General features: G+C 64.8%; 23 protein-coding genes and 1 tRNA gene. 11 read left to right on the top strand and 13 right to left on the bottom strand.

Going from position 1 to position 26,970, the window contains the following annotated elements; all coding sequences use genetic code 11:
- Positions 1-2 precede the first annotated feature (2 nt).
- The 3 genes from EV663_RS01720 (at position 3) to EV663_RS01710 (ending at position 3,949) form a co-directional block, all read left to right on the top strand.
- Entirely contained in the window at positions 3-1,358 is a 1,356-nt protein-coding gene (locus tag EV663_RS01720; protein WP_132950028.1) for a glutamine synthetase family protein, read from the top strand.
- Positions 1,355-2,665, top strand: coding sequence for an NAD(P)/FAD-dependent oxidoreductase (locus tag EV663_RS01715; protein ID WP_132950027.1), 1,311 nt, complete (start codon positions 1,355-1,357; stop codon positions 2,663-2,665). The genes EV663_RS01720 and EV663_RS01715 overlap by 4 nt, the downstream gene beginning before the upstream one ends.
- An 84-nt stretch (positions 2,666-2,749) precedes the next feature.
- Positions 2,750-3,949: a DegT/DnrJ/EryC1/StrS family aminotransferase gene (locus EV663_RS01710; protein WP_132950026.1), complete on the top strand. Its 1,200-nt coding sequence runs from the start codon at positions 2,750-2,752 to the stop codon at positions 3,947-3,949.
- Positions 3,950-3,954: 5 nt separating this feature from the next.
- On the opposite strand, the gene EV663_RS01705 is transcribed toward EV663_RS01710, so the two are convergent.
- The 3 genes from EV663_RS01705 to EV663_RS01695 all read right to left on the bottom strand — a co-directional run bounded on the left by EV663_RS01705 (position 3,955) and on the right by EV663_RS01695 (position 5,825).
- A tRNA-Leu gene (locus tag EV663_RS01705) sits at positions 3,955-4,038 on the bottom strand.
- A 41-nt stretch (positions 4,039-4,079) separates the two neighbouring features.
- Complete coding sequence (locus EV663_RS01700) at positions 4,080-5,294, bottom strand: META domain-containing protein (RefSeq protein ID WP_132950025.1); 1,215 nt, start codon at positions 5,292-5,294, stop codon at positions 4,080-4,082.
- Positions 5,295-5,348: 54 nt separating this feature from the next.
- On the bottom strand, positions 5,349-5,825 hold the full coding sequence (locus EV663_RS01695) for an Lrp/AsnC ligand binding domain-containing protein (protein ID WP_132950024.1): 477 nt from the start codon (positions 5,823-5,825) through the stop codon (positions 5,349-5,351).
- 104 nt (positions 5,826-5,929) lie between these two features.
- Between EV663_RS01695 and putA the strand changes: the two genes are divergently transcribed.
- From putA to EV663_RS01680, 3 genes are read left to right on the top strand one after another with little or no spacing between them, the layout of a single operon-like run.
- A complete protein-coding gene (putA, locus tag EV663_RS01690) occupies positions 5,930-9,391 on the top strand; it encodes a bifunctional proline dehydrogenase/L-glutamate gamma-semialdehyde dehydrogenase PutA (protein ID WP_132950023.1) in 3,462 nt (1,153 codons plus the stop codon).
- Positions 9,392-9,422: 31 nt separating this feature from the next.
- Positions 9,423-10,163 (top strand): rhomboid family intramembrane serine protease, encoded by a 741-nt coding sequence (locus EV663_RS01685; protein WP_132950022.1) that lies wholly within the window; start codon positions 9,423-9,425, stop codon positions 10,161-10,163.
- Positions 10,160-10,528, top strand: a complete 369-nt coding sequence (locus EV663_RS01680; RefSeq protein ID WP_132950021.1) for a GFA family protein — start codon at positions 10,160-10,162, stop codon at positions 10,526-10,528. Before EV663_RS01685 ends, EV663_RS01680 begins: the two co-directional genes overlap by 4 nt.
- Positions 10,529-10,531: 3 nt before the next feature.
- On the opposite strand, the gene EV663_RS01675 is transcribed toward EV663_RS01680, so the two are convergent.
- Complete coding sequence (locus tag EV663_RS01675; protein ID WP_132950020.1) at positions 10,532-11,320, bottom strand: inositol monophosphatase family protein; 789 nt, start codon at positions 11,318-11,320, stop codon at positions 10,532-10,534.
- 119 nt (positions 11,321-11,439) lie between these two features.
- The gene (locus tag EV663_RS01670; RefSeq protein ID WP_132950019.1) at positions 11,440-12,348 is read right to left on the bottom strand and encodes a LysR family transcriptional regulator; all 909 of its coding nucleotides are present in this window, start codon (positions 12,346-12,348) and stop codon (positions 11,440-11,442) included.
- Positions 12,349-12,450: 102 nt separating this feature from the next.
- Here EV663_RS01670 and metF point away from each other — a divergent pair, with 102 nt between their 5' ends.
- Positions 12,451-13,320, top strand: a complete 870-nt coding sequence (gene metF / locus EV663_RS01665; protein ID WP_132950018.1) for a methylenetetrahydrofolate reductase [NAD(P)H] — start codon at positions 12,451-12,453, stop codon at positions 13,318-13,320.
- A gap of 255 nt (positions 13,321-13,575) precedes the next feature.
- Positions 13,576-14,595, top strand: coding sequence for a ribose-phosphate pyrophosphokinase (locus EV663_RS01660; RefSeq protein WP_132950017.1), 1,020 nt, complete (start codon positions 13,576-13,578; stop codon positions 14,593-14,595).
- Between the two features lie 4 nt (positions 14,596-14,599).
- On the opposite strand, the gene EV663_RS01655 is transcribed toward EV663_RS01660, so the two are convergent.
- The 7 genes from EV663_RS01655 to EV663_RS01625 form a co-directional block, all read right to left on the bottom strand.
- Positions 14,600-14,950 carry an H-type lectin domain-containing protein gene (locus tag EV663_RS01655; protein ID WP_132950016.1) on the bottom strand — a complete coding sequence of 117 codons (351 nt, stop codon included), beginning with the start codon at positions 14,948-14,950 and terminating at the stop codon, positions 14,600-14,602.
- 122 nt (positions 14,951-15,072) lie between these two features.
- Positions 15,073-15,483 (bottom strand): F0F1 ATP synthase subunit epsilon, encoded by a 411-nt coding sequence (locus tag EV663_RS01650; RefSeq protein ID WP_132950015.1) that lies wholly within the window; start codon positions 15,481-15,483, stop codon positions 15,073-15,075.
- A gap of 57 nt (positions 15,484-15,540) precedes the next feature.
- Positions 15,541-16,965, bottom strand: coding sequence for a F0F1 ATP synthase subunit beta (gene atpD, locus EV663_RS01645; protein ID WP_132950014.1), 1,425 nt, complete (start codon positions 16,963-16,965; stop codon positions 15,541-15,543).
- An 18-nt stretch (positions 16,966-16,983) separates the two neighbouring features.
- On the bottom strand, positions 16,984-17,859 hold the full coding sequence (locus tag EV663_RS01640; RefSeq protein ID WP_132950013.1) for a F0F1 ATP synthase subunit gamma: 876 nt from the start codon (positions 17,857-17,859) through the stop codon (positions 16,984-16,986).
- A gap of 21 nt (positions 17,860-17,880) precedes the next feature.
- Entirely contained in the window at positions 17,881-19,419 is a 1,539-nt protein-coding gene (atpA, locus tag EV663_RS01635; RefSeq protein WP_132950012.1) for a F0F1 ATP synthase subunit alpha, read from the bottom strand.
- A complete protein-coding gene (locus tag EV663_RS01630) occupies positions 19,420-19,980 on the bottom strand; it encodes a F0F1 ATP synthase subunit delta (RefSeq protein WP_132950011.1) in 561 nt (186 codons plus the stop codon).
- 251 nt (positions 19,981-20,231) lie between these two features.
- A complete protein-coding gene (locus tag EV663_RS01625; protein ID WP_132950010.1) occupies positions 20,232-20,978 on the bottom strand; it encodes a class I SAM-dependent methyltransferase in 747 nt (248 codons plus the stop codon).
- Between the two features lie 67 nt (positions 20,979-21,045).
- Here EV663_RS01625 and gloB point away from each other — a divergent pair, with 67 nt between their 5' ends.
- The 3 genes from gloB (at position 21,046) to EV663_RS01610 (ending at position 25,260) form a co-directional block, all read left to right on the top strand.
- Positions 21,046-21,813 carry a hydroxyacylglutathione hydrolase gene (gene gloB, locus EV663_RS01620; RefSeq protein WP_132950009.1) on the top strand — a complete coding sequence of 256 codons (768 nt, stop codon included), beginning with the start codon at positions 21,046-21,048 and terminating at the stop codon, positions 21,811-21,813.
- Positions 21,814-21,973: 160 nt separating this feature from the next.
- Positions 21,974-24,301, top strand: a complete 2,328-nt coding sequence (gene clpA / locus EV663_RS01615; protein WP_132950008.1) for an ATP-dependent Clp protease ATP-binding subunit ClpA — start codon at positions 21,974-21,976, stop codon at positions 24,299-24,301.
- A complete protein-coding gene (locus tag EV663_RS01610) occupies positions 24,298-25,260 on the top strand; it encodes a M23 family metallopeptidase (protein ID WP_132950007.1) in 963 nt (320 codons plus the stop codon). Before clpA ends, EV663_RS01610 begins: the two co-directional genes overlap by 4 nt.
- Here EV663_RS01610 and EV663_RS01605 read toward each other — a convergent pair whose 3' ends face one another.
- Positions 25,261-26,967 (bottom strand): peptidoglycan -binding protein, encoded by a 1,707-nt coding sequence (locus EV663_RS01605; RefSeq protein WP_132950006.1) that lies wholly within the window; start codon positions 26,965-26,967, stop codon positions 25,261-25,263. It lies immediately after the preceding gene.
- Positions 26,968-26,970 lie beyond the last annotated feature (3 nt).

Below are 26,970 nucleotides of genomic sequence, written 5' to 3'. Positions count from 1 at the left end.
AGATGGCCGACTTGACCGATCAATTGCCCGAGGCCGCGCGCGACTATCTTGCAGGGCGCCGCCTGGACGAGGTGGAATGCATCGTTGCCGACCTCGCAGGCGTGGCCCGCGGCAAGGCCATGCCCGCGGCGAAATTCGCCAAGCAGACGCATTTCTACCTGCCCAACTCGATTTTCCTGCAAACCATCACCGGCGACTGGACCGATATCGAGGGTCAGGCCTTTACCGAGCCTGACATGATCCTGACCCCGGATTTCACCACCGCCACGGCCGCACCCTGGACCGCTGACCTCACGCTTCAGGTGATCCACGATATCACCGACCAGTCGGGCAACCCGGTGCCGATCGCCCCCCGCAACGTTCTGAAACGGGTGGTGGATCTCTATAATGCACGCGGCTGGACCCCCATCGTCGCCCCCGAGATGGAGTTCTTTCTCGTCGCGCGCAATACCAACCCCGCCGAGCCGGTAGAGCCGCCCATGGGCCGGTCAGGCCGCAAGGCCGCCGCTCGACAGGCCTATTCGATGAGCGCGGTCGACGAATACGGCCCCGTCATCGACGACATCTACGATTTCGCCGAGGCGCAGGGGCTGGAAATCGACGGCATCCTGCAAGAGGGCGGCGCGGGCCAGATCGAGTTGAACCTGCGCCATGGCGACCCGGTCAAGCTGGCCGACGAAATCTTTTTCTTCAAGCGACTGATCCGCGAGGCCGCGCTGCGCCACGACTGCTATGCCACCTTCATGGCCAAGCCGATCGAGGAAGAGCCCGGTTCGGCCATGCACATCCACCATTCCGTTGTCGATACCGAGACGGGCCGCAATATCTTTTCAGAACCCGATGGCACCGAAAGCCATGCCTTCCTGCATTTCATTGCCGGGCTTCAGACACATATGCCCTCGGTCATCGCCCTGCTGGCGCCATATGTGAACAGCTATCGCCGCTACGTTCCCGATTTCGCCGCGCCGATCAATCTTGAATGGGGCCGGGACAACCGCACGACCGGCCTGCGCGTGCCGGTCTCTGGGCCAGAGGCCCGGCGTATCGAGAACCGGCTGGCGGGCATGGATTGCAATCCCTACCTTGGTATCGCGGCCTCGCTGGCCTGTGGCCTGCTGGGACTCAACGAAGGGCGGTATCCCCGCGACGAGTTCAAGGGCGACGCCTATGCCAGCGACGAGGACATTCCCCGTAACGTGGCCGAGGCACTGGACATCTTCACCGCGTCCCCTGCAATGCGCGACATCCTGGGCGGGGAGTTCTGCACCGTCTATGCCGCCGTCAAGGCACTGGAGTACAAAGAATTTCTTCAAGTCATCAGTCCTTGGGAACGTGAGCACCTGTTGTTGAACGTATGAACCTTCTGTTTTCCAACGATCGGCCCGGCGCCTATCCCGCAAGCTGGTATGCCGCGGTCACGCCGCCCCTGCCACCATTCGCACCCGCGCGCGGCGAGATCCGCGCCGATATCTGCGTCGTGGGGGGCGGCTATACCGGGCTCTCAGCCGCTCTGCACCTGGCCCAAGCCGGTGCCGACGTCGTCCTAGTCGAGGCGCATCGGATGGGTTTTGGCGCCTCGGGACGCAACGGCGGGCAAGTTGGCACCGGCCAAAGGTTGCACCAGGACGAACTCGAGCAAAGGCTGGGCGATGCACATGCCGCACGGCTCTGGCACCTGGCCGAAGACGCCAAGGCGCTGGTGGCGCGCCTGATCGCCGATCACGCCATCGCCTGCGACTACCGGCCCGGTATCGTCGAGGCCGAGTGGACAGCATCGGGTGTCTCGCATGCCCATGCCTATGCCGAAAAGCTATTGCGCGATTATGAATACGACCTGATCGAACCGCTGGGATGCAACGAGATCGCGGCTTTGATCGGCTCGCCCGTCTACAAGGGTGGCGTGGTGGACTGGGGGGCGGGGCACCTCAACCCGCTGGCCTTTGCGCTGGGGCTGGCGCGGGCGGCGGCGGCGGCGGGCGCCCATCTGCACGAAAACTCGGTCGTGACAGCGATCGAACCGGGCGCGCGCCCGGTTGTTCTGACCGATAAGGCCAGGATCACCGCCGACAAGGTGATCGTGGCGGCCAATGGATATCTCGGCAACCTCGTGCCGCAGGTCGCGGCCCATGTCATGCCGATCAACAATTTCGTCGTGGCAACCGCGCCGCTGGATGCCGGCACCGGCAAAGGCACCGTGCTGGCCCGCGAGGTCGCGGTCGCCGACAGCAAGTTCGTGATCAACTATTTCCGTCCCACGCCCGACGGCCGGCTGTTGTTTGGCGGGGGCGAGAGTTACGGCTACCGTTTTCCGCGAGATATCCGGGCGGTGGTGCGCAAGCCCCTGGCACAGGTCTTTCCGCAACTGGCAGATGTCGAGCTGACACATGCCTGGGGTGGAACACTGGCCATCACCCGCACCCGCCTGCCGCATCTGGCCGCCCCCGCACCGGGGCTTTTGTCGGCCTCCGGCTATTCCGGGCACGGCGTTGCGCTGGCGACCCTGGCCGGGCGACTGCTGGCCGAGGCAAGCCGTGGCTCGGCAGCCGATTTCGAGACCATGACGAACCTGCCCTGCCCCCGCTTTCCCGGCGGCAGCGCGCTGCGCCAACCGCTTCTGGTGCTGGCGATGAGCTGGTTCGCACTACGCGACCGGCTGGGCCTGTGACGGGCACGCCCGGAAAAGGTTTGGCCGGGTCTGCCAAATCGGCTACAGGTTTGCTGAAAGTCAGTTTCAGGAAAGGCAAAGGCCATGGCGCTTGCCCCCAATGTCTATGACGCCGAACCCATCCCAGAAGCGGCCCGCACCGAGATAGAGCGATTGCTGCAATCGGGCGACCTGTTCCGCTACACTGCCCCCAAGGATGCGCCCGTCAGCCTGTTGGAAAGGGAATTCGCCGATTTCATGGGATCGAAATACGCGGTGGCCGTGTCTTCATGTTCGGCCGCGCTGTTTCTCTCGCTCAAGGCTCTGGACCTGCCGCCGGGCGCGCGGGTTCTGATCCCGGCTTTTACCTTTGCCGCCGTGCCCTCTGCAATCATCCATGCCGATTGCCAGCCGGTGCTAGCCGAAGTGGGCAAAAACTATCGGCTGGATATGGGCGATTTCGCCGCCAAACTGAATGACGACATCGCCGCGGTCATCGTCAGCCACATGCGCGGTCACACGTCGGACATGGATGCGATCATGGCGCTGTGTGCAGCACGCGATATCCCCGTGATCGAGGACGCGGCCCATTCCCTGGGCACGCTGTGGCACGGGCAAAAGATCGGCACGATCGGCAAGATCGGCTGTTTCTCGTTCCAGTCCTACAAACTGTTGAACGCGGGCGAAGGCGGCATCCTGATCACCGACGATGCAGACCTTGCCGCCCGCGCGATCATCATGTCGGGCGCCTATGAACATAACTGGAAAAAGCATCACGGCCTGCAAAACAGCTTTGCTCGCTGGCAGAACAAGCTGCCGCTTTACAATCTGCGCCTACAAAACCTCTCGGCCGCGGTGATCCGCCCGCAACTGGCCGAAATAGAGCGGCGCGTGACCGACGGTCGCGCAAATCATGATTACGTTGCAGGACAACTCAACTGTTCGCCTTGGCTGGACGTTCCGCACGCGCTTGGGCCTGAAACCCGCGCGCCGGATTCGATCCAGTTCAACCTCGTGGATTTTGACACCGACGACGAGGCAATCGCCTTTCAGCAAGAGGCCGCGGCACGCGGCGTGGCAGTTCAGGTCTTTGGCCTATCCCAGGATAATGCCCGCGCATTCTGGAACTGGCAGTTCATCCCCGGCCCAATGCCCGACCTGCCCAAGACCCGCCAGATGCTGATGCGGGCCTGCGACACCCGCCTGCCCGCCCGCCTGACCCGACCCGACCTTGATTTCATAGCCGGTGTTCTGATCGAGGCGGCCCAAGCCGTAAAAGACGAACCCCGCGCCTACGGCACCTGACGCGCTGGTACCCGCGGCCGGACTTGAACCGGCACGGCCGAAGCCTAGGGATTTTAAGTCCCCTGTGTCTACCATTCCACCACGCGGGCGCGGCGCGGACCATAGCGCCGCCGCGCGCCAATGAAAAGCGTCAGCGCCGCGCCGTAATGACCGGAATCTCCCCCGCCATCAGCAGCAGCGCGCCGTTGGGGGCGATATCAAAGCCCATGACCTCGTCCAGCGCATCGAAAAATCGGCGTTCCTGCCGCATCAATGCCTCCGGGCATGCCATCATCGTGGCCGCCACTGGGCCGATCGACAGCCCCTCGCCCCCCAGGCTGAACGAACCAGAATAGCGGTTGCACCCGCCCGTTCCCGCCAGTCGCCCTGCACGGGAAAACCGCAGGCTGAGCATGCTTGAATCGATCACCCCGCCCCCGGCAATATCCTCGACGCGCCACGGGTGGGCGATCAACAACTCCAGCGGATCGCCGCCACAGCCGCGCAACAGCCTGCCGCCAGTCGTGATCTCGGCGCGGTCGGGATAGGGCATTCCCGTCATGTCGTCATGGCACAGTGCCGCCTCAAGCCTCAGCACGATGTCCACATCCGTTGGGTCGTAAACACGCGCGCCGGCCTCGATCCTCGGCTCGGGCAAGGGGGTGGTGATCACGGTCGCACCGTAATCGCCGACATAGTGCATCTGCCCGTTGCCGATTTGAACGGACCACCCCGGTTCGTTACCGCGCGCGACATAGCGCGACTCTGGCAACATTTCGCGGCATTCGGGCAGCGCGGCGCCATTCAGGCTGAGCGTGGCCGCATCGCCATGGGTCCAGATCCATGTGCCAGGATCGGTGAGGGCGGTGAATTTCGACCCCGAAGCGGTGCGATCGGGCACTAGATCCCAATAACTGCCCCCGACCCTGAGTCGCGCCCCCGCGCCGACGAAGCCGAGTTCGGCCGTCAGTTCGCCGCAACTCAACATCGTGGCAAACCCCATCGGGCGGTGCGGGCGCATCACGACCTCGCCCAGATCGACCGGGTCAGGCCCCGCATCGATCGCCACGGGCGGGCTCAACCAGCGGATCGCGCCCTCCGACCGCAACGCGGCCCGCAACACCAGCGCGACATCATCCGGTCCCTCTATGACAAAGGGCAGCGGCACCTGCGCCCCGCCGCCGGGCCTGCGCAGGGTTGCCAGCACCGTTCCGGCCTCATCGCGCAACTCGACCATCAACTCGGTTTCGGGCGCCAGCGCGATGCGTTCGCGGTAGATCAGGCTGCCCGAGATCACGCGCATTTCTGCGGCCGCAACCGATAACGTCGGCAGTAGGAAAAGGAAAAAGGCGACGGCGAGGCGCATCGGGAAACTCCCTTCCTGAATTGCCCGAGCATAGCACGACCACGCCACGCGCGCCTATATCGTCGGCGCAAAGGCGCTGTCCCTGACCGCCTCCATCACGACATAGGTCGACGAATTGGCAACATGGGGCAGCGCCGAGATCCGTTCGGCCATCACCTCGCGATAGGCGGCCATGTCAGCGGTGCGCACCTTCAGCAGGTAATCGAATCCCCCGGCGATCATGTGGCATTCCTCGATCTCGGGGATCGCCCGCACCGCGTCGTTGAACGCCTTCAACGCCGCCTCGCGGGTGTCGTTCAGGCGTAGCTCGACAAAGGCGACATGGGCCAGGCCCAGCCGGATCGGGTTCACCATCGCCCGGTAGCCGGTGATGATCCCCTCCGCCTCCAGCCGCCGCAGACGGGCCTGTGTGGGGGTCTTGGACAACCCGATCCGGCGGGCCAGTTCGGCAACGGATAGGCGGCCCTCGCTGCCCAGAACCTGCAGAATCGCACGGTCGTGCCGGTCAAGGGATAGGCGGTCGTCTGGCATGCATGTCTCCGTAAAATAGATCCATTTGCCCTGCGATTTCGACAATCATGGACGAAAAGGCTAGGTATATGGCGGTATACTGGATCAAATCCAGAGGACATACCATGACCGACACGCTTGCCGCGCTGCGCGCCCGCATCGACCAGTCCACCTATTCGTCCGAAGGCCCGTTGCTGGCCGGGCTGTTGGCCGATTGCGCGTTGTCCCAAGAGGACCGCGCCGCGATCAGTGCCGAGGCCGCGGCCCTGGTCCGCGCGATCCGCGACAAGGACCGGCCCGGGCTGATGGAGGTGTTCCTGGCCGAATACGGGCTGTCGACCGAGGAGGGCATCGCCCTGATGTGCCTGGCCGAGGCGCTGCTGCGGGTGCCCGATGCCGAAACCATGGATGCCCTGATCGAGGACAAGATCGCCCCCAGCGACTGGGGCCGGCATCTGGGCAAGTCGGCCTCGCCGCTGGTCAATGCCTCCACCTGGGCGCTGATGCTGACCGGCCGGGTCCTGGACAGGCCCGAGCCGGGTCTGGCGGCCACCCTGCGCGGCGCGGTGAAACGGCTGGGCGAGCCGGTGATCCGCACCGCCGTGGGCCGCGCGATGCGCGAGATGGGCCGGCAATTCGTGCTGGGCGAAGACATCGGCGCCGCGATGGACCGCGCCGCGGGGATGGAGGCCAAAGGCTACACGTATTCCTACGACATGCTGGGCGAGGCCGCGCGCACCGATGCGGATGCGCGCCGCTATCTGGACGCCTACAGCCGCGCGATCGGGCGGATCGCCGGGACCGCCACCTCGGGCGATGTGCGCGCCAATCCGGGCATCTCGGTCAAGCTGTCGGCGCTGCACCCCCGCTACGAGGTCGCCCAGCGCGACCGGGTGATGGCGGAACTGGCCCCGCGCCTGCTGCAACTGGCGCTGCAGGCGCGCGAGGCGCATATGGGGCTGAACATCGACGCCGAAGAGGCCGACCGCCTGGCCCTGTCGCTGGACGTGATCGAGACGGTGCTGGCCGATCCCCGACTGGCGGGCTGGGACGGCTTCGGCGTGGTGGTGCAGGCCTATGGGCAGCGCGCCGGGCTGGTGCTGGACTGGCTGCACGCGCTGGCGGAACAACACGACCGGCGGCTGATGGTGCGGCTGGTCAAGGGCGCCTATTGGGACACCGAGATCAAGCGCGCCCAGGTCGCCGGTATCGACGGCTTCCCGGTCTTTACCCGCAAGGCGGCGACCGACGTCAGCTATATCGCCAATGCGCGCAAGATGCTGGGGATGACCGACCGGATCTATCCGCAATTTGCCACCCACAATGCGCATACGGTCGCGGCAATCCTGGCGATGGGCGCCGACCGCGATGCCTTTGAATTCCAGCGCCTGCACGGGATGGGCGAGTCGCTGTACGATCTGGTGATGGACCGCCACGCGGGCAGCCGCTGCCGGATCTATGCGCCGGTGGGGGCGCATCGCGACCTGCTGGCCTATCTGGTGCGGCGGCTACTGGAAAACGGCGCCAACTCGTCCTTCGTCAACCAGATCGTGGATGAAAGCGTCGCGCCCGAGACCGTCGCCGCCGATCCCCTGTCGCAGGTGGAGGCGCATCTCGACACCCCCGAACACCCGGCCATCGCCCGCGCGCCCGCCCTGTTTGGCCCGGACCGGCGCAATTCCCGCGGCTGGGATCTGGCCCACGCCCCCGATCTGGCCGAGATCGAGGCCGCCCGCGCCCCCCATCGCCAGGCCCGCTGGGCGGCCGGGCCGCTGATCGCGGGCACGCCCGCGCCCGGCCCCGCCTGCGACGTGATCAATCCCGCCGATCCGGCGGACATCGTGGGCACGCTCCGCCCGGCCTCGGCGGCCGATGTCGACACGGCCCTGGCCGCCGCGGCGGCATGGGACGCCCCGGCCAAAGAGCGTGCCGCGGTGCTGCGCCGCGCCGCCGACCTCTACGAGGAAAACTTCGGCGAGATCTTCGCGCTGCTGGCACGCGAGGCTGGCAAGGGCCTGCCCGACGCGGTGGGCGAATTGCGCGAGGCGGTGGATTTCCTGCGCTTCTACGCCAATGAGGGCGAAGGTGCGGAGGCCCCCCCGCGCGGCCTGTTCACCTGCATTTCCCCCTGGAACTTCCCGCTGGCGATCTTCACCGGCCAGATCGCGGCCGCGCTGGCCGCTGGCAACGGTGTGCTGGCCAAACCGGCCGAGCAGACCCCGCTGATCGCGCATCTGGCGGTGAGCCTGCTGCACCGGGCGGGTGTGCCGCGCGACTGCCTGCAATTGCTGCCCGGTGACGGCGCGACGGTGGGGGCGCAGCTGACCTCGGACGCGCGGGTGGGCGGCGTAGCCTTCACCGGCTCGACCGAGACCGCGCGGCTGATCCGCGCGGCAATGGCCGAGCATATGGCGCCCGGCACCCCGCTGATCGCAGAGACCGGCGGGCTGAACGCCATGATCGTGGATTCCACCGCCCTGCCCGAACAGGCGGTGGCCGACATTCTGACCTCCAGCTTCCAGTCCGCCGGGCAACGCTGTTCGGCGCTGCGCTGCCTCTACGTGCAGGAGGACATCGCCGGGCCGTTCCTGACGATGCTGCAAGGCGCGATGGCCGAGCTGCGGATGGGCGATCCATGGGAGTTGTCCACCGATGTCGGTCCACTGATCGAGGCCGCGGCGCAAAAGGATTTCACCGCCTATATCGCCCGGGCCCGCGCCGAGGGGCGCGTTCTGTGGCAGGCCGATGCGCCGGCGCCGGGCCATTTCCTGTCCCCCACCCTGATCCGCGTGGACAGCATCGCGGACCTGGAGCGCGAGATTTTCGGCCCGGTGCTGCATGTCGCCACCTTCCGCGCCGAAGAGATCGACGCGGTGACCGACGCGATCAATGCCAGCGGCTACGGCCTGACCTTCGGGCTGCACAGCCGGATCGACGACCGGGTACAGCACTTGGCCGAGCGGCTGCAGGTCGGCAATCTCTATGTCAACCGCAACCAGATCGGCGCCATCGTGGGCAGCCAGCCCTTCGGCGGCGAGGGTCTGTCGGGCACCGGCCCCAAGGCGGGCGGGCCGCACTACCTGGCCCGCTTCACCGCGCGCCCCGCCGCACCGGTGAACGAAGGGCCAGAGGGCACGGCAACCGCTGCGGGGCTGACCCTGGCGCTGGCCGCGGCCACGCCCGCCCGCGGGCCGGAGACGCAGGCGTTGCCCGGTCCCACGGGCGAATCCAACCGGCTGACCACCCTGCCCCGCCCGCCGATCCTGTGCCTTGGCCCCGGTGCGGGGGCTGCTGCGGCGCAGGCGCACGCGGTTCGCGCCCAGGGCGGGGCGGCGGTAGAGGCCGGCGGCGCGCTGGAGCCTGAGGCGCTGGAAACGCTGCGCCCCCTGGGCGGGGTTCTGTGGTGGGGCGACGCGGACAGGGCCCGGGCCTATGAGCGGGCGCTGGCCCGGCGGCCGGGGCCGATCCTTCCGCTGATCACCGGCCAGCCCGACACCGCCCATGTCCGGGCCGAGCGGCACCTGTGCATCGACACAACCGCCTCGGGCGGGAATGCGGCGCTGCTGGCAGCGGTCGGTTCCGCTTGACCAAGGGCGGGGACCGGCTAGCGTTGAGGCCATGTTTCCGCTACGCGATCACAACCCCTCGAACCGGACACCTTACGTTACCTATGCGCTAATCGCGATCAACGTGGCGGTGTTCTTGTCCTATTGGCCGCTCTTTTCCGACCCGCAAGAAGTAGATCTCTTTTTCACGCGCTGGGGGCTGGTGCCCGCGGCGATCACGGAGGGCTATCAGGCGGGGGGCGTCGTGACCTCGATGTTCCTGCATGGGGGGCTGTTGCACCTGGGCGGAAACATGCTGTTCTTATGGATCTTTGGCGACAATCTCGAAGACGAGATGGGCCATGCGGGTTTTGCGCTGTTCTACCTGGCATGCGGGATTGCCGCGGGCCTTGGCCAATACCTCGCTGACCCGCTGTCGATGGTTCCCATGGTCGGGGCCTCGGGTGCGATCGCCGGCGTGATGGGGGGGTATCTCTTGATGTTCCCCAAGGCGCGAGTCGATATCCTGTTCGTCTTCCTTGTATTCTTCAAGGTGATCCCGATACCCGCCTGGCTCATGCTGGGTGCATGGTTCGGGCTGCAACTCCTGGCGGGGGCCGGCACGACCGGGGCCGAGGACGGCATCGCCTACTGGGCGCATTCGGGCGGGTTCGCCGCGGGGCTGCTTCTGGCACTGCCGCTCTGGCGACGGCGGGGCGGAGCGGCCTATTGGGCGCGCACCCATGGTCAGCCGCCCCATCCAGAGGTCAGCTATCGCACGACCACGATCCCAACTGTCCGCAGGCGCCGATGACCCGTCGCCTGACCTGCCATTGCGGTGCCATCGAGATCGAAGTGGACCTGCCCGAGGGGGCGCTGGAAAACGCGCGCCGCTGTGACTGTTCGTTTTGCCGGCGGCGCGGCGCTGTCATGGCTGGCGTACCGCTAGACGCGCTGCGGATCGTCAAAGGGGCGGATCGCGTCGCACTTTACCAATTCGGCACGATGACCGCCGAACACCATTTCTGTCCGATCTGCGGCATCTACACCCACCACCGCCGCCGCACCGATCCGAACGAATATGCCATCAACCTAGGCGCGCTGGAGGGCGTCAACCCCCGTGAACTGGACTCGGTGCCATGGTCAGACGGGGTCAATCACCCCTGCGACCGCCACTAATACTCACTCCTTGCGGAGGATGCGGACGAACTCGTCATGGATGGTGGCGTTGGCGGCCAGAACATCGCCATGGTCAAGCGGCTGGTGCCCCTCGCGCACTGGGCCAACGAAACCGCCAGCCTCGCGCACGAGGATCAGGCCCGCGGCGATATCCCACGCATTCAGTTCCCGTTCCCAGTAACCATCGTAGCGGCCCGCCGCGACATAAGCCAGATCAAGGGCCGCCGACCCCCAGCGCCGCACGCCCGCACAGACCGGCATGAGACGTGCAAGATCCTGCATCGTGGCGGGCAGTGTCTTTTTATGGCCGAAGGGCACCCCGGTAGCAAAGATGCATTCGATCATGCGGCCGCGACCCGAAACGCGCAGGCGACTTTCGTTCATCCACGCGCCCGCGCCTTTTTCGGCGTAGAACATCTCGTCCTTGGCCGCGTCGAAGATCACGCCCGCGACGACCTCGCCCTTGTGTTCCAGCGCGATCGACACCGCCCAGTGCGGCAGACCGTGCAGGAAATTGGTGGTGCCATCCAGCGGATCGACGATCCAGCGGCGCGTCGGATCTTCGCCCGCCTCTTCGCCGGTTTCCTCGCCCAGCCAACCATAGGTCGGGCGGGCTGTGCGCAATTCCTCGCGGATGATCTTTTCGGCGGCCATATCGGCGCGACTGACGAAATCGCCCGCCCCCTTCATCGAGACCTGAAGGTTTTCGACCTCGCGGAAATCCTTTACCAGGCTCCGCCCCGCCTTGCGCGCGGCCTTGATCATGATGTTGAGATTGGCGCTGCCTTGCATCCGGGTTCTCCTTGGCTTGGGGGCGCCATACACGGGGTAGACCGCGCTGCCAAGAGGTAGGCGCAGGCCACGAGGCTTTTCTGGGCGGTGCCGGCACGAATCCGGCGCGGAAATGCCACTCAGCCGGTTCGCTGCAATTTGACCGGCTCGCTTCGCGCGAGGCGGATGAAATGGGCCATGTAGGGCTTGGCCGCATCCTCTTCGCGGGTGGCGGCATGGATGCGGCGGGTCAGCCCGCGCTCGGTCAGCGGACGGATTGCAAGATCGCCACCCGCGCGCACCTCGCGCACAACCCAGTCGGGCAGCACCGTTACCCCACGCCCCGAGGCCACCAGCATCAGGATCACCGCGGTCAGTTCAACCGGACGAACCGCCAGCGGCTCGACGCGCGCAGGGCCCAGCAGGCCCGTAAAAACGTCAAGCCGCGCTCGCTCCACCGGGTAGGCGATCAGCGTCTCGCCCCGAAAATCCTCGGCCTCGACAAAGGTTTTTTCGGCCAGCGGGTGACCCGCCGCGCAGACAAAGACCGGGGCATAGTCGAACAGCGGGGCAAAGCCGATACCGGGAATGTCCTCGGGATCGGAGGAGATGACCAGGTCGACCTCCTCGCGCGCAAGCGCGGGCAGCGCCTCGAAGGACAGGCCGGGGCGGATATCGACATCGACCTCGGGCCATGCCTTGCGAAACAGCTCCAGCACCGGCAAGAGCCAGTCGAAACAGGCGTGGCATTCCAGCGCGATATGCAGCCGACCCGACTTGCCCGATTTCAGACCCTCGAACTCCTCTTGCAGCATGGCGATCTCGGGCAGCACCCTCTCGGCAACGCGCAGCAGCCTTAGCCCGGCGGGCGATAATCGCAGCGGCTTGGTCCGGCGCACGAACAGTTCCATCCCGACCTGGTCTTCGAGGCCTTTCACCTGGTGCGACAGCGCCGATTGGGTGATGTTCAACCGATCCGCAGCGCGGGCCAGCCCGCCCGCATCATGTATGGCCTTGATCGTGCGAAGGTGGCGCAGTTCCAGATGCATATTGTCGCGATCTTCATATTCATCTTGAGAATTATGAATTTGTTTCACAGATTGCACCATGCGACAAGCATCGAAATGCCGTGTCTGATCGGAGCGCCCGCCATGTCCGCCCCCCGCGTCTCTTTCGAGTTCTTCCCGCCGCAATCTCTTGAGGCCAGTTTCCGCCTTTGGGAAACAGTCCAGGCGCTTGCGCCCCTGAAACCGGGTTTCGTGTCGGTAACCTATGGCGCCGGCGGGACCACGCGGCAACTGACCCACGAGGCGGTAGAAACGATTCACACGCATTACGGCCTTAACGTGGCCGCGCACCTGACCTGCGTTGCGGCAAGCCGGGACGAAACGATGGAAATCGCCGCCGCCTATGCCAAGGCGGGCGTGACAGAGATCGTGGCGCTCAGGGGCGATCCGCCCAAGGGCCAGGGACAGTTCACCCCCCATCCCGACGGGTTTGCCAATTCTTGCGAACTGGTGGCTGCGCTGGCTGAGACAGGTAAGTTCAAGCTCCGCGTCGGCGCCTATCCCGACCCGCACCCCGAGGCGAAAGCGCCCGGCGCCGATGTGCGATGGCTGAAACGCAAATTCGAGGCCGGCGCATCCTCGGCGATCACGCAGTTCTTTTTCGAGGCCGATACCTTTTTCCGCTTTCGCGACGAGTGCGAGGCCGAGGGGATCGACGGCTCGAAGATCATACCCGGCATCCTGCCGATCGAAAAATGGGGCGGCGTGCGCCGCTTTGCCGAACGTTGCGGCGCGCATATCCCGGGCTGGGTCGATCAAGCCTTTGAAACGGCACGCCGCGACGGGCGCGAGGAGATGTTGGGCCAGGCGATGGCGACGGAACTGTGCAGCCAATTGATGGAGGGCGGTGTGCGCGATTTCCATTTCTACACGCTGAACAAGCCGCACCTGACCCGCGATATTTGTCACGCGCTGGGCGTGCAGCCTGACGGGCATCTCGAAAAAGTCGCCTGATCCGCCCGCGGACGCCACCAGCGCCGCGGATAAAAACAAGGCAATATCAACCCCATCTTGTATCCCGGCCGACGAACACCCGTCGACCGGGGCCGTTGCCTGCTACGAAGCGGGGCTTCGGTCGGAAAAAAACGCCGTTATCGCCCATACCGCCCCACCTTTGCCGGATCGAGGTTTTCAAGACCGAAACCGGGTGATAAGCGCTGTCATCGTCACAGCCCCGTTACGAATCCGCCGCTCCCGGGAACATCTGCCATGCACAATATCCATGAACCGAAGCTCATTTCGGGCAACGCGAACCGTCCGCTTGCCAATGCCATCGCGCGACGGATGTCGATGCATCGCGGCGTCGCGGTCAAGCTGGTCGATGCGCGTGTCGAACGGTTCAACGACCAGGAAATCTTTGTCGAGGTTTTCGAAAACGTGCGCGGCGAGGACATGTTCGTGATCCAGCCGACCTCGAACCCGGCCAATGACAACTTGATGGAACTCATGATCATGGCCGACGCGCTGCGCCGGTCATCGGCGGCCCGCATCACGGCCGTCATTCCCTATTTCGGCTATGCACGCCAAGACCGCCGTTCCAAGGCACGCACGCCGATCAGCGCCAAGCTGGTCGCGAACCTGCTGACCGAGGCCGGAATCGAGAGGGTGCTGACGATGGACCTGCACGCCGCCCAGATCCAGGGTTTTTTCGATATCCCCGTGGACAACCTTTATGCAGCCCCCATTTTTGCCCTCGATATCGAACATAATTTCAAGGGCCGCATGGACCAGATCACCGTCATCTCGCCCGATGTCGGCGGCGTGGCCCGTGCGCGCGAACTGGCGCAGCGCATCGAATCCGGGCTGGCCATCGTCGACAAACGCAGGGTCCGGCCCGGCGAAGTTGCCGAGATGACCGTGATCGGCGATGTCGAGGACCAGATCTGCCTGATCGTGGACGATCTATGCGATACCGCCGGCACCCTGTGCAAGGCCGCCGACAAGCTGATGGAAAAGGGCGCGCGCGAGGTGCATGCCTATATCAGTCACGGTGTATTCTCTGGCCCGGCGGTCGAGCGGATCACCAATTCGCAACTGAAAACCGTGGTGGTCACGGATTCGATACATGCCAGCCCCGATGTGCAGGCCGCGCAGAATATCCGCATCGTTCCGACCGCCCCTCTATTCGCGCAGGCGATCATGAATATCTGGCAGGGAACCTCGGTGTCATCGTTGTTCGAACATGCGACGCTTGCCCCGATTTACGAGGGTCTCTACGCACCGGCGTGATCCATCAGTAAAGTTGCCAGTCATCGGGGCCGGTCACCGGCCCCATCGCTATCCAGTCTGCCCGGATGCGTGCAACACGCGTATCGGCCCAGGTCCGAAACACAAGTTCGAACCCCTCGCAGGTGATCCGTTCGGCCTGTATATCGGCGCGTTGATTGGTTTTCTGATCGAGATCCCACATCGATATACCGACCCAGACCGCGGGCGGCACGCCATAGGCCTCGCTGAATGCAATTTTCCGGCGGCTTACACGTGGGCCTGTACCGGTCCACATGATCCCGCCAGTTTCAAAATCCGAGAACATCAGCACGCTGCCTTGGTCAATTCCAAGCAGCCTGCCCTCGATTTTCTTCATCGCTACGCCCCTTTCCGGCCCTTGGGTGCCAGATAATCCCGGCGAAATTACGGCAACGTTAAAACAGCGAGGGGCCCCGCGCAGCGCGAGGCCCCTCTGGTCCGGTTTGGCGTGTTGCGCGATCAGCCCTGCGGCTCGAACCCGACATGTGTACCCATCGCCACCATGTCGGCCAGCATCTTGGCCGAGGCGTCGACAACATCGGGATGCGCGATTTCATGGGCCTTGCGGGCCTCGGCCACCATCTCGTCGATCATGGCTTGCGTTACTTCCTCGACGGGGTGCGAACGCTCGGCCAGAACCGTGGCACTATCGGCAGTGATCTCGGCAAAGCCGCCGGTAACGATATATTTCTGGCTACCCTTCGCGGTGAACACTTCCAGCACACCGGGTCGCAGGGTGGTGATCAGAGGGGCGTGATCGGGCATGGCGGTGAGATCACCCTCGAAGCCCGGAATGACGACCTGTGTCGCCTGTTCCGAGGCAACGCGGCGCTCTGGCGCCACCAGGTCGAATTGCATCGTGTCGGCCATAATGCCTCCTTGGAACGGGGGGCGCCGGGCGGAACCCGTCCGGCGCCGTCAGCCTGATCAGGCAGCCTCGGCCGCCATTTTCTCGGCCTTGGCGATCACTTCCTCGATGTCGCCAACCATGTAGAAGGCGGCCTCGGGCAGGTGATCGTATTCGCCGGCGACCACGGCCTTGAACGAGGCGATGGTCTTTTCAAGCGGCACCTGGATGCCGTCCGAACCGGTGAACACCTTGGCCACGTCGAAGGGCTGCGACAGGAAGCGCTGGATCTTGCGGGCGCGCGACACGGTCAGCTTGTCCTCCTCGCTCAGTTCATCCATGCCGAGGATCGCGATGATGTCCTGAAGCGACTTGTAGCGTTGCAGGATGCCCTGCACGTCGCGGGCAACCTGGTAATGCTCTTCGCCGACGATCGCGGGATCGAGAATCCGGGACGACGAGTCGAGCGGGTCCACGGCCGGGTAGATACCCAGTTCCGAGATCGCGCGCGACAACACGGTCGTTGCATCGAGGTGGGCAAAGGTGGTCGCGGGTGCGGGGTCGGTCAGGTCGTCCGCGGGCACGTAAACAGCCTGGATCGAGGTGATCGAGCCCTGCTTGGTCGAGGTGATGCGTTCCTGCATCGCGCCCATGTCGGTGGCCAGCGTCGGCTGGTAGCCCACGGCCGAAGGAATACGACCCAGAAGCGCCGACACCTCGGAACCCGCCTGGGTAAAGCGGAAGATGTTGTCGACAAAGAACAGAACGTCGGTGCCGGACTGGTCACGGAACTGTTCTGCAAGCGTCAGGCCGGTCAGGGCGACGCGCGCACGGGCCCCCGGAGGCTCGTTCATCTGGCCGTAGACCAAGGCCACTTGGCTTTCGCCAAGGTTATCGGGCTTGATGACGTTCGACTCGATCATCTCGTGGTAGAGGTCGTTGCCCTCGCGGGTACGTTCACCCACGCCGGCAAACACCGAATAGCCAGAGTGAACCTTGGCGATGTTGTTGATCAGCTCCATGATCAGAACCGTCTTGCCCACGCCGGCGCCACCGAACAGGCCGATCTTGCCGCCCTTGGAATAGGGAGCCAGAAGGTCGATGACCTTGATGCCGGTGACCAGGATTTCGGACTCGGTCGCCTGCGCCGCGAAATCGGGGGCGGGCTGGTGAATCGCGCGGGTTTCGGTCGCCGAGACCGGACCCTTTTCGTCGATCGGCTCGCCGATCACGTTCATGATGCGCCCAAGCGTGGCATCGCCAACCGGAACCGAGATCGGGCGGCCCGTATCCGTCACCTTGGCGCCGCGCACAAGACCCTCGGTGGCGTCCATGGCGATGGTGCGAACGGTGGACTCGCCCAGGTGCTGAGCGACCTCAAGCACGAGGCGCTTGCCGTTATTCTCGGTTTCCAGGGCGTTCAGGATCTCGGGCAGTTGATCGTCGAACTGAACGTCGACGACGGCGCCGATCACCTGAGTGATTTTGCCTACAGCATTTGCCATGTCGTTTCTCCGGTTCCTCTAGAGCGCCTCGGCGCCCGAAATGATTTCGATGAGTTCCTTGGTGATCGCGGCCTGCCGCGAACGGTTATACTCGATCGTCAGCCTGTTGATCATGTCGCCGGCATTGCGGGTCGCGCTATCCATCGCGGACATGCGCGCGCCCTGCTCGGAGGCGCCATTTTCAAGGAGCGCGGTAAAGATCTGGGTCGCAACACCGCGGGGAAGCAGTTCGGCCAGGATCTCGCCCTCGGTGGGCTCGTAATCGTATAGCGCGCCCGCTTCCTCGGCCTTGCTTTCGTCAAAGACGGCGGGGATGATCTGCTGTGCGGTCGGGATCTGGCTGATCACCGTCTGGAAGCGGCTGTAAAAGATCGTCGCGACATCGTACTCGCCCGCATCAAAACGGCCAATGATGTCCCGCGATATCTCTTGCGCGTTGGAATAGCCAAGCCGCTTGACCTCGCTCAGATCCACATGACCGATGAACAGATCGCCGAATTCGCGCTTGAGCTGCTCGCGGCCCTTCTTGCCAACGGTCAGGATCTTGATCGTCTTGCCCGCGGCCCTGAGCTCGTTGATGCGGGTGCGCGCCAGCTTGACGATCGACGAGTTGAAGCCGCCGCAAAGCCCCCGCTCGGCGGTCATCACGACCAGCAGGTGCACCTTGTCCGAGCCCGAGCCGATCAACAGCCTGGGCGCGTTCGCCGCGCCGGTGGCCGAGGCGGCGAGCCCCGACATCACCTTTTCCATACGCTCGGCATAGGGCCGGGCATTTTCAGCAGCTTCCTGGGCACGGCGGAGCTTGGCCGCCGCGACCATCTGCATGGCCTTCGTGATCTTTCGCGTGTTCTTGACGCTTCCGATCCGGGTTTTGAGGTCCTTGAGGCTTGGCATCTATCCGATCCCGCTTCCGGCTCAGGCGAAGTTCTTGGAGAATTCGTCAAGCGCGGCGCGGATCTTTTCCTCCAGCTCGCCCTTCACCTTGCGGTCGTTGTTGGTGATATCGTCCAGCAAGTCCTGCTTTTGCGTGCGCAGGAAGGTCAAAAGATCAGCCTCGTAGCGGGTGACATCCTTGACCGCGACCTTGTCGAGATAACCTTGCGTGCCGGCAAAGATGACGCAGACGATTTCCGCGTTGGTCAGCGGCGAATATTGCGGCTGCTTCATCAGTTCGGTCAGGCGCGCGCCACGGTTCAGAAGTTTCTGCGTCGCCGCGTCGAGGTCGGAGCCGAACTGCGCAAAGGCCGCCATCTCGCGATACTGCGCCAGTTCCAGCTTGACCTTGCCGGCCACCGATTTCATCGCGTCGGTCTGCGCCGCAGAGCCCACGCGCGACACCGAAAGGCCGGTATTCACGGCCGGGCGGATGCCCTGGTAGAACAGGTCGGTTTCAAGGAAGATCTGCCCGTCTGTGATCGAGATCACGTTGGTCGGAATATAGGCCGACACGTCACCAGCCTGGGTCTCGATGATCGGCAGGGCAGTCAGCGACCCGGCGCCGTGATCCTCGTTCATCTTGGCCGAACGTTCCAGCAGACGGGAATGCAGGTAGAACACGTCGCCCGGGTAGGCCTCGCGCCCCGGCGGGCGGCGCAGAAGCAGCGACATCTGGCGATAGGCGACGGCCTGCTTGGACAGGTCATCGTAGATGATCAGTGCATGGCGGCCGTTGTCGCGGAAGTATTCGGCCATGGCCGTCGCCGAATAGGGGGCCAGGAACTGCATCGGCGCGGGGTCCGACGCGGTGGCGGCGACCACGATCGAATAGGCCATCGCGCCGGTCTCTTCCAGCTTCTTCACAAGCTGGGCGACGGTCGAACGTTTCTGCCCCACCGCAACGTAGATGCAGTAAAGTTTCTTGCTTTCGTCGTCGCCAGCGGCCTCGTTATAGACTTTCTGGTTCAGGATGGTGTCCAGCGCGACGGCGGTCTTGCCGGTCTGACGGTCACCGATAACCAGTTCGCGCTGACCACGGCCGATCGGGATCATGGCGTCGACGGACTTGATGCCGGTGGCCATCGGTTCATGCACCGATTTGCGCGGGATGATGCCCGGCGCCTTGACGTCCGCAACCCGGCGCTCGGTCGTGGCGATCGGGCCCTTGTTGTCCAGCGGGTTGCCAAGGCCGTCGACCACGCGACCAAGCAGCGCCTCGCCACATGGAACGTCCACGATCGAGTTCGTGCGCTTGACGGTGTCGCCTTCCTTGATGTCCCGGTCAGAGCCGAAGATCACGATACCGACGTTGTCGATTTCCAGGTTCAGCGCCATACCCATGATACCGCCCGGGAATTCGACCATCTCGCCGGCCTGCACGTTGTCGAGGCCGTGAACACGGGCGATACCGTCACCGACCGACAGGACGCGGCCCACCTCTGCAACCTCGGCCTCCTGGCCGAAGTTCTTGATCTGCTCCTTGAGGATCGCAGAGATCTCAGCTGCTTGGATACCCATTTATCCGACCTCTTTCATGGTGTTCTGGAGTGCATTGAGCCGCGCGCGGATCGAGGTGTCGATCATCTTCGAGCCCAGTTTGACAATCAGGCCGCCGATCAGGCTTTCGTCCACGGCGGCGTTGATCTTGACATCCTTGCCGGCGCTGACCTTCAGCGCGGCGGCAAGTTTCTGTTTCTGGGCCTCGCTCAGGGGGCTGGCAGAAACGACCTCGGCGGTGATCTCGCCCTTTTCCTCGGCGATCAGCATACGCAGCGCGGCGACAAGCTGAGGAAGCACGAAGAGGCGGCGCTTGGTAGCCATGAGGCCCAGCGTGTTCGCCGTCGTCGCGCCAAGGCCGATCCTTGGTGCAAGCGAGGTAATCGCCTTGCCCTGCGCCTCGCGCGAATAGACCGGCGACGAGATGAGAACACGAAAATCCTCGCTTTCGGCGAGCGCGGCGTCGAGCAAGGCAACGTCGTTCTCAAGCGCGGCGAGGGCTTTGGCTTCCTTGGCAATCTCGAACAAGGCGGTGGCATAGCGCTGGGCGATGCCGGACGAAATCGATGCTGGTTCGGACACGTCAACCCTTCCGATGTCTGAAGCCCCGACAAAAAAACGGGGCAGATCAAGCGGCGCACCCGGACGGGCACGCTCCGAAATCGGCGTGGGTGTAGCAGAGCAAGGGGCACCTCGCAACCGCCTAGAACACCATTCTGCGAGCTAGTGTGACACGGGCTGCACCGGTCCGGCGAGGCGACGCCACGACGCGTCGGCGCCGAACCGCGGCCCGGCCGTCAAAAGGGCGGATCAAACCCTTGCCAGCGTGGGTCTCAGGCGGGTTCGGCCCCTGGCTGCGGCAGTGCGTCCAACACCCGCAACGGACGCGGCATCCCATCGCGAACCACCACACCCGTGGGGCGATAGGGCCGCTTGGTTGCCTCGACCAGCAGCACACCGCCCGCGAAATGGGCAGACATGCGCCGACCCGCGTTTTCCCACATCCCCGCGCTGCGCAACCAGAATCGCCTGTCGGTCGGCGGTGCGAACAGCGCGGCCAGGTTTCTCTGGGGCTCGAAACCATGCGCACGCAACTGTGCCTCAAGCTGACCGGGGCTGTAGGGGCGCCCGAAGCCGAAAGGAGTCCCGTCCCGCCGCGCCCATAGCCCCGACCGGTTCGGCACGATGAACAGCGCCCGTCCCCCCGGCCCCAGCACGCGCGCCGATTCCGCCAGCACGGCCGAGGGATTCTCGCTGGTCTCGAGCCCGTGCAGCAAAACCAGCTTGTCCACGAAGCCGTCTTGCAGCGGCCACGACGTTTCCTCACACAAAACCGAGACATTGGCCTGCCCCGCGGGCCAGGGCATGACCCCCTGTTGCCCCGGCATCAGTCCGATCACGCGCCGGGCATCGGCAAGAAAGGGTCGCAACAGCGGAACCGCGAACCCGAACCCCACCACAGTCTGGCCCTTGGCCTCGGGCCACAGGTCAACCACGCGATCGCGAATTGCCCGCTGCGCCACGCGCCCCAGATTGGTACGGTAGTAGAAGTTTCTCAAGTCGAGAACATCGAGATGCATTGTCGCGCGCCTTGCCCCGGGCCAAGGTTTCCGCGCCCGAGGATACGAAGACAAAAGCGAGAAAGCCATGCCCCTTGAACTCGTCACCCTGCCATGTCGCGCCGATAATTACGCCTACTTGCTGCATGACGCCCAAAGCGGCGCAACGGCGGTGATCGACGCCCCAGAGGCCGCGCCGATCCTGGCCGCGCTAACCGCGCGCGGATGGCACCTTAGCGATATCCTGCTGACCCATCACCATCATGATCACGTCGAGGGCGTCGAGACACTGCGCGAGGCCCATGGCGCGCGGGTCGTTGGCGCAGCCGCCGATGCGCACCGGCTGCCACCCTTGGACCTGGCGGTGGCCGAGGGCGACAAGGTGCAGATCGACGGTGAAACGGCCACCGTGATCGAAGTGCCCGGCCATACCCTGGGCCATGTCGCCTATCACTTTGCCTCAAGCGGCGCGGTCTTTACCGGCGACAGCCTGATGGGCCTGGGCTGCGGGCGGCTGTTCGAGGGCGATGCCGCCGCGATGTGGAACAGTCTTTCCAGGCTCGCCACCCTGCCGCCCGAGACGCTGGTCTGTTCGGGCCACGAATACAGCCTTTCCAACGCTCGTTTCGCGATGACCATCGACCCCGACAATCCCGCCCTGCAATCCCGCGCAGGCCGGATCGAAGCAGCCCGTGCCGAGGGACACCCCACCGTGCCGGTACGCCTGTCCGAGGAACTGGCGACCAATCCCTTCCTGCGCGCGGGACTGCCCGAGATAAAGGCCGCGCTCGGCATGCTCGACAGCCCCGATTGGGCGGTCTTTGCAGAGATCCGCGCCCGCAAGGACAGGTTCTGAGCCCCGCGCCAATGCCGAAAAACGAGGCAGTTTCAAAAGCCCCGGAAGATTTGAACAGAAAAAACTTGAAGCGGCGCGACAAACACCAAAACTTAAACTCAAAGGACCATGCTCGGAACGCGCCACCGTTATCGGGCTAAGGAGGAAAGGAGCACGCAAGGTGCCGTCGTTTTCGAACACTCTCGAGCAAGCCATTCACGCGGCTCTCGCGCTGGCCAATTCCCGCCGGCACGAACTGGCCACTCTCGAACACCTGCTCCTCGCGCTGATCGACGAGCCTGACGCCGCCAAAGTCATGCGCGCCTGTTCGGTCGACCTGGAACAGTTGCGCCAGACCCTGACCGATTTCATCGAGGAGGAACTCTCGACACTCGTGACCGATATCGATGGGTCAGAGGCCGCACCGACCGCCGCCTTTCAGCGCGTGATCCAGCGCGCGGCGATCCATGTCCAAAGTTCCGGCCGCACCGAGGTGACCGGCGCCAACGTCCTGGTCGCGATCTTCGCCGAAAGGGAATCGAACGCGGCCTATTTCCTCCAGGAACAGGACATGACCCGCTATGACGCGGTGAACTTCATCGCCCATGGCGTCGCCAAGGATCCCTCTTTCGGGGAACATCGTCCGGTCACCGGCGCTCCCGAATTCGACGAAGAAGCCCAAGGCAATCCGCAGGTGGAAGAGGATACCCGCGAATCCGCACTCGGGAAATATTGCGTCGATCTCAATGCCAAGGCGACCAAGGGCGATGTCGACCCCCTGATCGGGCGCGCGCAAGAGGTCGAACGCTGTATCCAGGTGCTGTGCCGGCGGCGCAAGAACAACCCGCTCCTTGTCGGGGATCCCGGTGTCGGCAAGACCGCCATTGCCGAGGGGCTGGCGCGCAAGATCGTGCAGGGCGAAACCCCAGAGGTGCTGTCAAAGACCACGATCTTTTCGCTCGACATGGGGGCACTTCTGGCCGGAACGCGCTATCGCGGCGATTTCGAGGAGCGACTCAAGGCGGTTGTGACCGAACTTGAGGATCACCCCGACGCGATCCTGTTCATCGACGAAATCCACACCGTGATCGGTGCCGGGGCGACCTCGGGGGGCGCGATGGACGCCTCCAACCTGCTGAAACCTGCGCTTCAGGGCGGCAAGCTGCGCTGCATGGGATCGACGACCTACAAGGAATTCCGCCAGCATTTCGAAAAGGATCGCGCCCTGTCGCGGCGGTTCCAGAAAATCGACGTGACCGAGCCGACTGTCGAGGATTCCATCAAGATCCTCGAAGGGCTCAAGCCCTATTTCGAAAAGCATCACAGCGTCAGTTACACATCCGACGCGATCAGATCCGCGGTGGAACTGTCAGCACGCTATATCCATGACCGCAAACTGCCAGACAAGGCCATCGACGTGATCGACGAGGCCGGCGCGGCCCAGCACCTGCTGGCAGAGCAGGACCGCACCCGGACCATTGACACCGACCAGATCGAGGGCGTGGTCGCAAAGATCGCGCGCATTCCTCCGAAAAATGTCTCGAAAGACGATGCACAGGTGCTCCGGGATCTCGAAACTTCGCTCAAGCGCGTGGTCTTTGGCCAGGACAAGGCAATCGAGGCGCTGGCCTCGGCGATCAAGCTGGCCCGCGCGGGCCTGCGCGAGCCCGAGAAACCCATCGGCAACTACCTGTTCGCCGGCCCCACCGGCGTGGGCAAGACCGAGGTGGCAAAACAACTGGCCTCCACGCTTGGCGTCGAACTGCTGCGCTTCGACATGTCCGAATACATGGAAAAGCACGCGGTTTCCCGCCTGATCGGCGCCCCGCCCGGTTACGTCGGCTTTGACCAGGGGGGCCTGTTGACCGACGGCGTGGATCAGCACCCCCATTGCGTGCTGCTCCTGGACGAGATCGAAAAGGCGCACCCGGATGTCTACAACATCCTGTTGCAGGTCATGGATCACGGGAAACTGACCGACCATAACGGCCGGACGGTGGATTTCCGCAACGTGATCCTGATCATGACCTCGAACGCGGGCGCCGCCGAACAGGCCAAGGCCGCCGTCGGTTTCGGCCGCGAGCGGCGCGAGGGCGAGGATACCGCCGCGATCGAACGCACCTTCACGCCCGAGTTCCGCAACAGGCTGGATGCCGTCATCTCGTTTGCGCCGCTCCCCAAAGAGGTCATCCTCCAGGTGGTCGAGAAATTCGTCCTCCAGCTTGAGGCACAGCTCATGGATCGGCAGGTCAGCATCGAACTGACCCGTCCCGCCGCAGAATGGCTGGCCGACAAGGGCTATGACGACCGGATGGGCGCCCGTCCGCTGGGCCGCGTCATCCAGGAGCACATCAAGAAGCCGCTGGCCGAGGAACTGCTCTTTGGCAAGCTTGCGGGCGGCGGACTGGTCAAGGTCGGGGTCAGGGACGGCAAGATCGACCTGCGCATTTCCGAGCCCGAAAAGCCGCGCCTCGGGACGAAAAAGCCGCCGCTTCTGACCGCGGAATGAAACTGCGGGCCGCGGCCCTCTTGATATCCCTCGCGGCCGCGCCGGCCGGGGGGGATATCTTGTTGGGTCTGCCCATCGACTGCATTCCCGGCGATACCTGCTTCATCCAGAATTACGTTGACCGCGATCCCGGCCCGGGGGCTGCCGATTTCACCTGTGGCGCGCTCAGCTATGACGGGCACAAGGGCACCGATTTCGCGCTGGCGACAGAGGCCGAGATGATGCGCGGGGTGGCGGTGCTGGCCGCGGCCCCGGGCACGGTGCGCGCGATCCGCGACGGGATGCCGGATAACGGCCCGCGCACCGCACCGCCCGAGGGCATGGACTGTGGCAATGGCGTGGTGATCGACCATGGCGCCGGCTGGCAGACCCAGTATTGCCACCTCGCCGAGGGCAGCGTCGCGGTGCAGCCCGGCCAGCGCGTTGCAAAGGGCACCGTACTGGGCCGGGTCGGGCTGAGCGGGCGCACCGCCTTTCCCCATGTGCACCTGTCGGTCCGGCAGGACGGCAATGTCATCGACCCGTTCCAACCCGGGGCACCCGTGACATGCACCACGCCCTCCGCCCCCGACGAAACACTTTGGCAAAATCCGCCCGATTATCGCGCCAGCGGGCTGATCGGCGCGGGCCTGACAACCGAGGTGCCCAGTTTCGACGCGGTCAAGGCCGGGCCGGCCATGCCTGACGCGCTGCCCTCCGGGGCCACCGCGCTGGTCGCCTGGGTTCACCTTTTCGGCGCGCAGGCCGGCGACAGGATTGAATTCACGCTGACCGGGCCCGAGGGCCGGTTCGCCGAGCATGCGCAGACGATTGACCGCACCCAGGCCCGGATTTACCGCGCCTTTGGCAAGCGCCATCCGCCAGGCGGATGGCCAAAAGGCGCCTACGAGGCCAAGATCGCACTGATCCGCGCGGGACAGACCATCGACACGATCACCGTGGCTGTAACGGTCCGCTGATCAGCGCTCGGTCAGTTTCAGTTCGATCCGGCGGTTCTGTGCGCGTGCCTGCGCATTGTCGCCCGCAACCACCGGCTGAAACTCGCCAAACCCGGCCGCCGCAAGCCGCCGGGGCGAGAACCCCATCTCATCGACCATGAAGCGCACCACCGACAGCGCTCGCGCCTGGCTAAGTTCCCAGTTATCAGCATAATCCGCCCCGGCGGCGAGCGGCACGTTGTCGGTATGCCCGTCCACCCGCAAGATCCAGTCTATCTCGGGCGGGATGTCATCGGCCACGTCGCGCAGGATGGCGACCACGTTGGCGATCTGTGCCTCGCCCTCACGGGCAAGCTCGGCACTCCCCGGTTCGAACAGAACTTCCGAGGAAAAGACAAAACGGTCGCCGACCACCCTAACCCCCTGGCGCCCGGCCAGAAGGCGACGCAATTCTCCGAAGAATTCGGAACGATAGGTCTCTAGCTTGCGGGCCTCCTCGGCGAGCCGACGCGCCTCTTCTTCCAGACGTTTGCGCTCTGCCTCTTCCAGTTGGGCGCGGGCGCGCTGCTCGGCAGCCACGCGCGCCAGCGCGGCGTTCAACTGCTGGCCAAGCGACTCGATCTGCACTGTCGCCTTGGCATCGCGGGCGGCCGCCTCGTCCAAGAGCGCCTGAAGACCGCCCAGTTCCGTGCGCAACGCGGCAAGCTGCTGGTTCAAGAGCGCGAGTTTGCGCTGGCTCTCTGCCGACTTCGCCTCTTGGCGTTCCAGTACCGCGTTGGACTGGGCCAAAAGGGCCGCGCGTTCCTCGGCACGGGTCAGGGCCGCCTCTTGCGCACTCTGCGCCGCGGCAAGCCTTTGGTCCAGATCGTCGCGCGCTGCCTCGGCGGCAGCCAGCATGGTCAATGTCTCTTCGGCCCGCTTGCGCTGATTTTCCAGCGACAAGGTCATCGCGGTCAACTCGTCCTCCGCCCCTTTCAGCCTGTCGCGCAACGCCTGTGCCGCGGCGGCTTCGGCGAGGCGCGCGACCTCTGCCTCGGACAACGCCGATCTCAGCGCCTCGACCTCGCCTGTCAGCGCCGCAAGTGTGGCCGCGCCCTCGTCATTTCGCGCGCGCAGATCGGCCACCAGCGCCTCAAGCGCCTCGCGCCGGGCAGCGGCAAGGCGGGCGGCCTCGGTCTGCGTATCGATTTCCTCGCGCACCAAGGCAAGCGCGGCCTGTAACTGGTCTTGTTCGGACAAGAGCGCCGCGCGCGCTTGTTGCAGCGCCGTGACCTCCTGTTCCAAGGCCGCGCCCTGACGGCGCGCCGCATCGCGCTCGGCCAGAAGTCGGCCGACCTGCGCCTCGAACTCGGTGATCGTGGCGCGCGCGGCGTCCAGATCGCCCGCCTGCGCCGCAACCCGAGACTGCAACGACCCGATCAGCGCCTCGCGTTCTTCGGCGCGGGCGCGCGCCTCGGTCAGGGCGCTGTCCAGGGTGCCGATCTCGGCCGTCAGCTCCGCACTGCGGCGGCGTTCCATTCCAAGCGCATCGGCCAGCGCGGCAAGTTCCGCGTTGAGTTGCGACAGTTCGGTTTCCTGCCCGGTAATGGTGTCCCGCAACATGACCTGCACGATCATGAAGATCGACAGCACGAACATCAGCACCAGCAACAATGCCGTCATCGCATCGACGAATCCCGGCCAGATCGAGGCCTGGAGCCGCTGCCCGCTTCGACGGCTCAGGGCCATGGG

The sequence above is a fragment of the Rhodovulum bhavnagarense genome, assembly GCF_004343505.1.
GTDB lineage: Bacteria > Pseudomonadota > Alphaproteobacteria > Rhodobacterales > Rhodobacteraceae > Rhodovulum > Rhodovulum bhavnagarense.
The sequence above is the reverse complement of the archived record's forward strand: the minus strand, read 5'-3'. Positions and strand labels throughout refer to the sequence as shown.

What these genes read in the sequence shown, in the direction of transcription:
- EV663_RS01660 (WP_132950017.1), top strand. Translation starts at nt 13,576, where the DNA reads ATGCACAATATCCATGAACCGAAGCTCATTTCGGGCAACGCGAACCGT.
- EV663_RS01655 (WP_132950016.1), bottom strand. Translation starts at nt 14,950, where the DNA reads ATGAAGAAAATCGAGGGCAGGCTGCTTGGAATTGACCAAGGCAGCGTG.
- EV663_RS01605 (WP_132950006.1), bottom strand. Translation starts at nt 26,967, where the DNA reads ATGGCCCTGAGCCGTCGAAGCGGGCAGCGGCTCCAGGCCTCGATCTGG.
- EV663_RS01610 (WP_132950007.1), top strand. Translation starts at nt 24,298, where the DNA reads ATGAAACTGCGGGCCGCGGCCCTCTTGATATCCCTCGCGGCCGCGCCG.
- atpD (WP_132950014.1), bottom strand. Translation starts at nt 16,965, where the DNA reads ATGGCAAATGCTGTAGGCAAAATCACTCAGGTGATCGGCGCCGTCGTC.
- metF (WP_132950018.1), top strand. Translation starts at nt 12,451, where the DNA reads ATGTCCGCCCCCCGCGTCTCTTTCGAGTTCTTCCCGCCGCAATCTCTT.
- EV663_RS01640 (WP_132950013.1), bottom strand. Translation starts at nt 17,859, where the DNA reads ATGCCAAGCCTCAAGGACCTCAAAACCCGGATCGGAAGCGTCAAGAAC.
- EV663_RS01685 (WP_132950022.1), top strand. Translation starts at nt 9,423, where the DNA reads ATGTTTCCGCTACGCGATCACAACCCCTCGAACCGGACACCTTACGTT.
- atpA (WP_132950012.1), bottom strand. Translation starts at nt 19,419, where the DNA reads ATGGGTATCCAAGCAGCTGAGATCTCTGCGATCCTCAAGGAGCAGATC.
- EV663_RS01650 (WP_132950015.1), bottom strand. Translation starts at nt 15,483, where the DNA reads ATGGCCGACACGATGCAATTCGACCTGGTGGCGCCAGAGCGCCGCGTT.
- EV663_RS01710 (WP_132950026.1), top strand. Translation starts at nt 2,750, where the DNA reads ATGGCGCTTGCCCCCAATGTCTATGACGCCGAACCCATCCCAGAAGCG.
- EV663_RS01715 (WP_132950027.1), top strand. Translation starts at nt 1,355, where the DNA reads ATGAACCTTCTGTTTTCCAACGATCGGCCCGGCGCCTATCCCGCAAGC.
- EV663_RS01720 (WP_132950028.1), top strand. Translation starts at nt 3, where the DNA reads ATGGCCGACTTGACCGATCAATTGCCCGAGGCCGCGCGCGACTATCTT.
- EV663_RS01680 (WP_132950021.1), top strand. Translation starts at nt 10,160, where the DNA reads ATGACCCGTCGCCTGACCTGCCATTGCGGTGCCATCGAGATCGAAGTG.
- EV663_RS01625 (WP_132950010.1), bottom strand. Translation starts at nt 20,978, where the DNA reads ATGCATCTCGATGTTCTCGACTTGAGAAACTTCTACTACCGTACCAAT.
- putA (WP_132950023.1), top strand. Translation starts at nt 5,930, where the DNA reads ATGACCGACACGCTTGCCGCGCTGCGCGCCCGCATCGACCAGTCCACC.
- EV663_RS01695 (WP_132950024.1), bottom strand. Translation starts at nt 5,825, where the DNA reads ATGCCAGACGACCGCCTATCCCTTGACCGGCACGACCGTGCGATTCTG.
- EV663_RS01670 (WP_132950019.1), bottom strand. Translation starts at nt 12,348, where the DNA reads ATGCATCTGGAACTGCGCCACCTTCGCACGATCAAGGCCATACATGAT.
- EV663_RS01700 (WP_132950025.1), bottom strand. Translation starts at nt 5,294, where the DNA reads ATGCGCCTCGCCGTCGCCTTTTTCCTTTTCCTACTGCCGACGTTATCG.
- EV663_RS01675 (WP_132950020.1), bottom strand. Translation starts at nt 11,320, where the DNA reads ATGCAAGGCAGCGCCAATCTCAACATCATGATCAAGGCCGCGCGCAAG.
- gloB (WP_132950009.1), top strand. Translation starts at nt 21,046, where the DNA reads ATGCCCCTTGAACTCGTCACCCTGCCATGTCGCGCCGATAATTACGCC.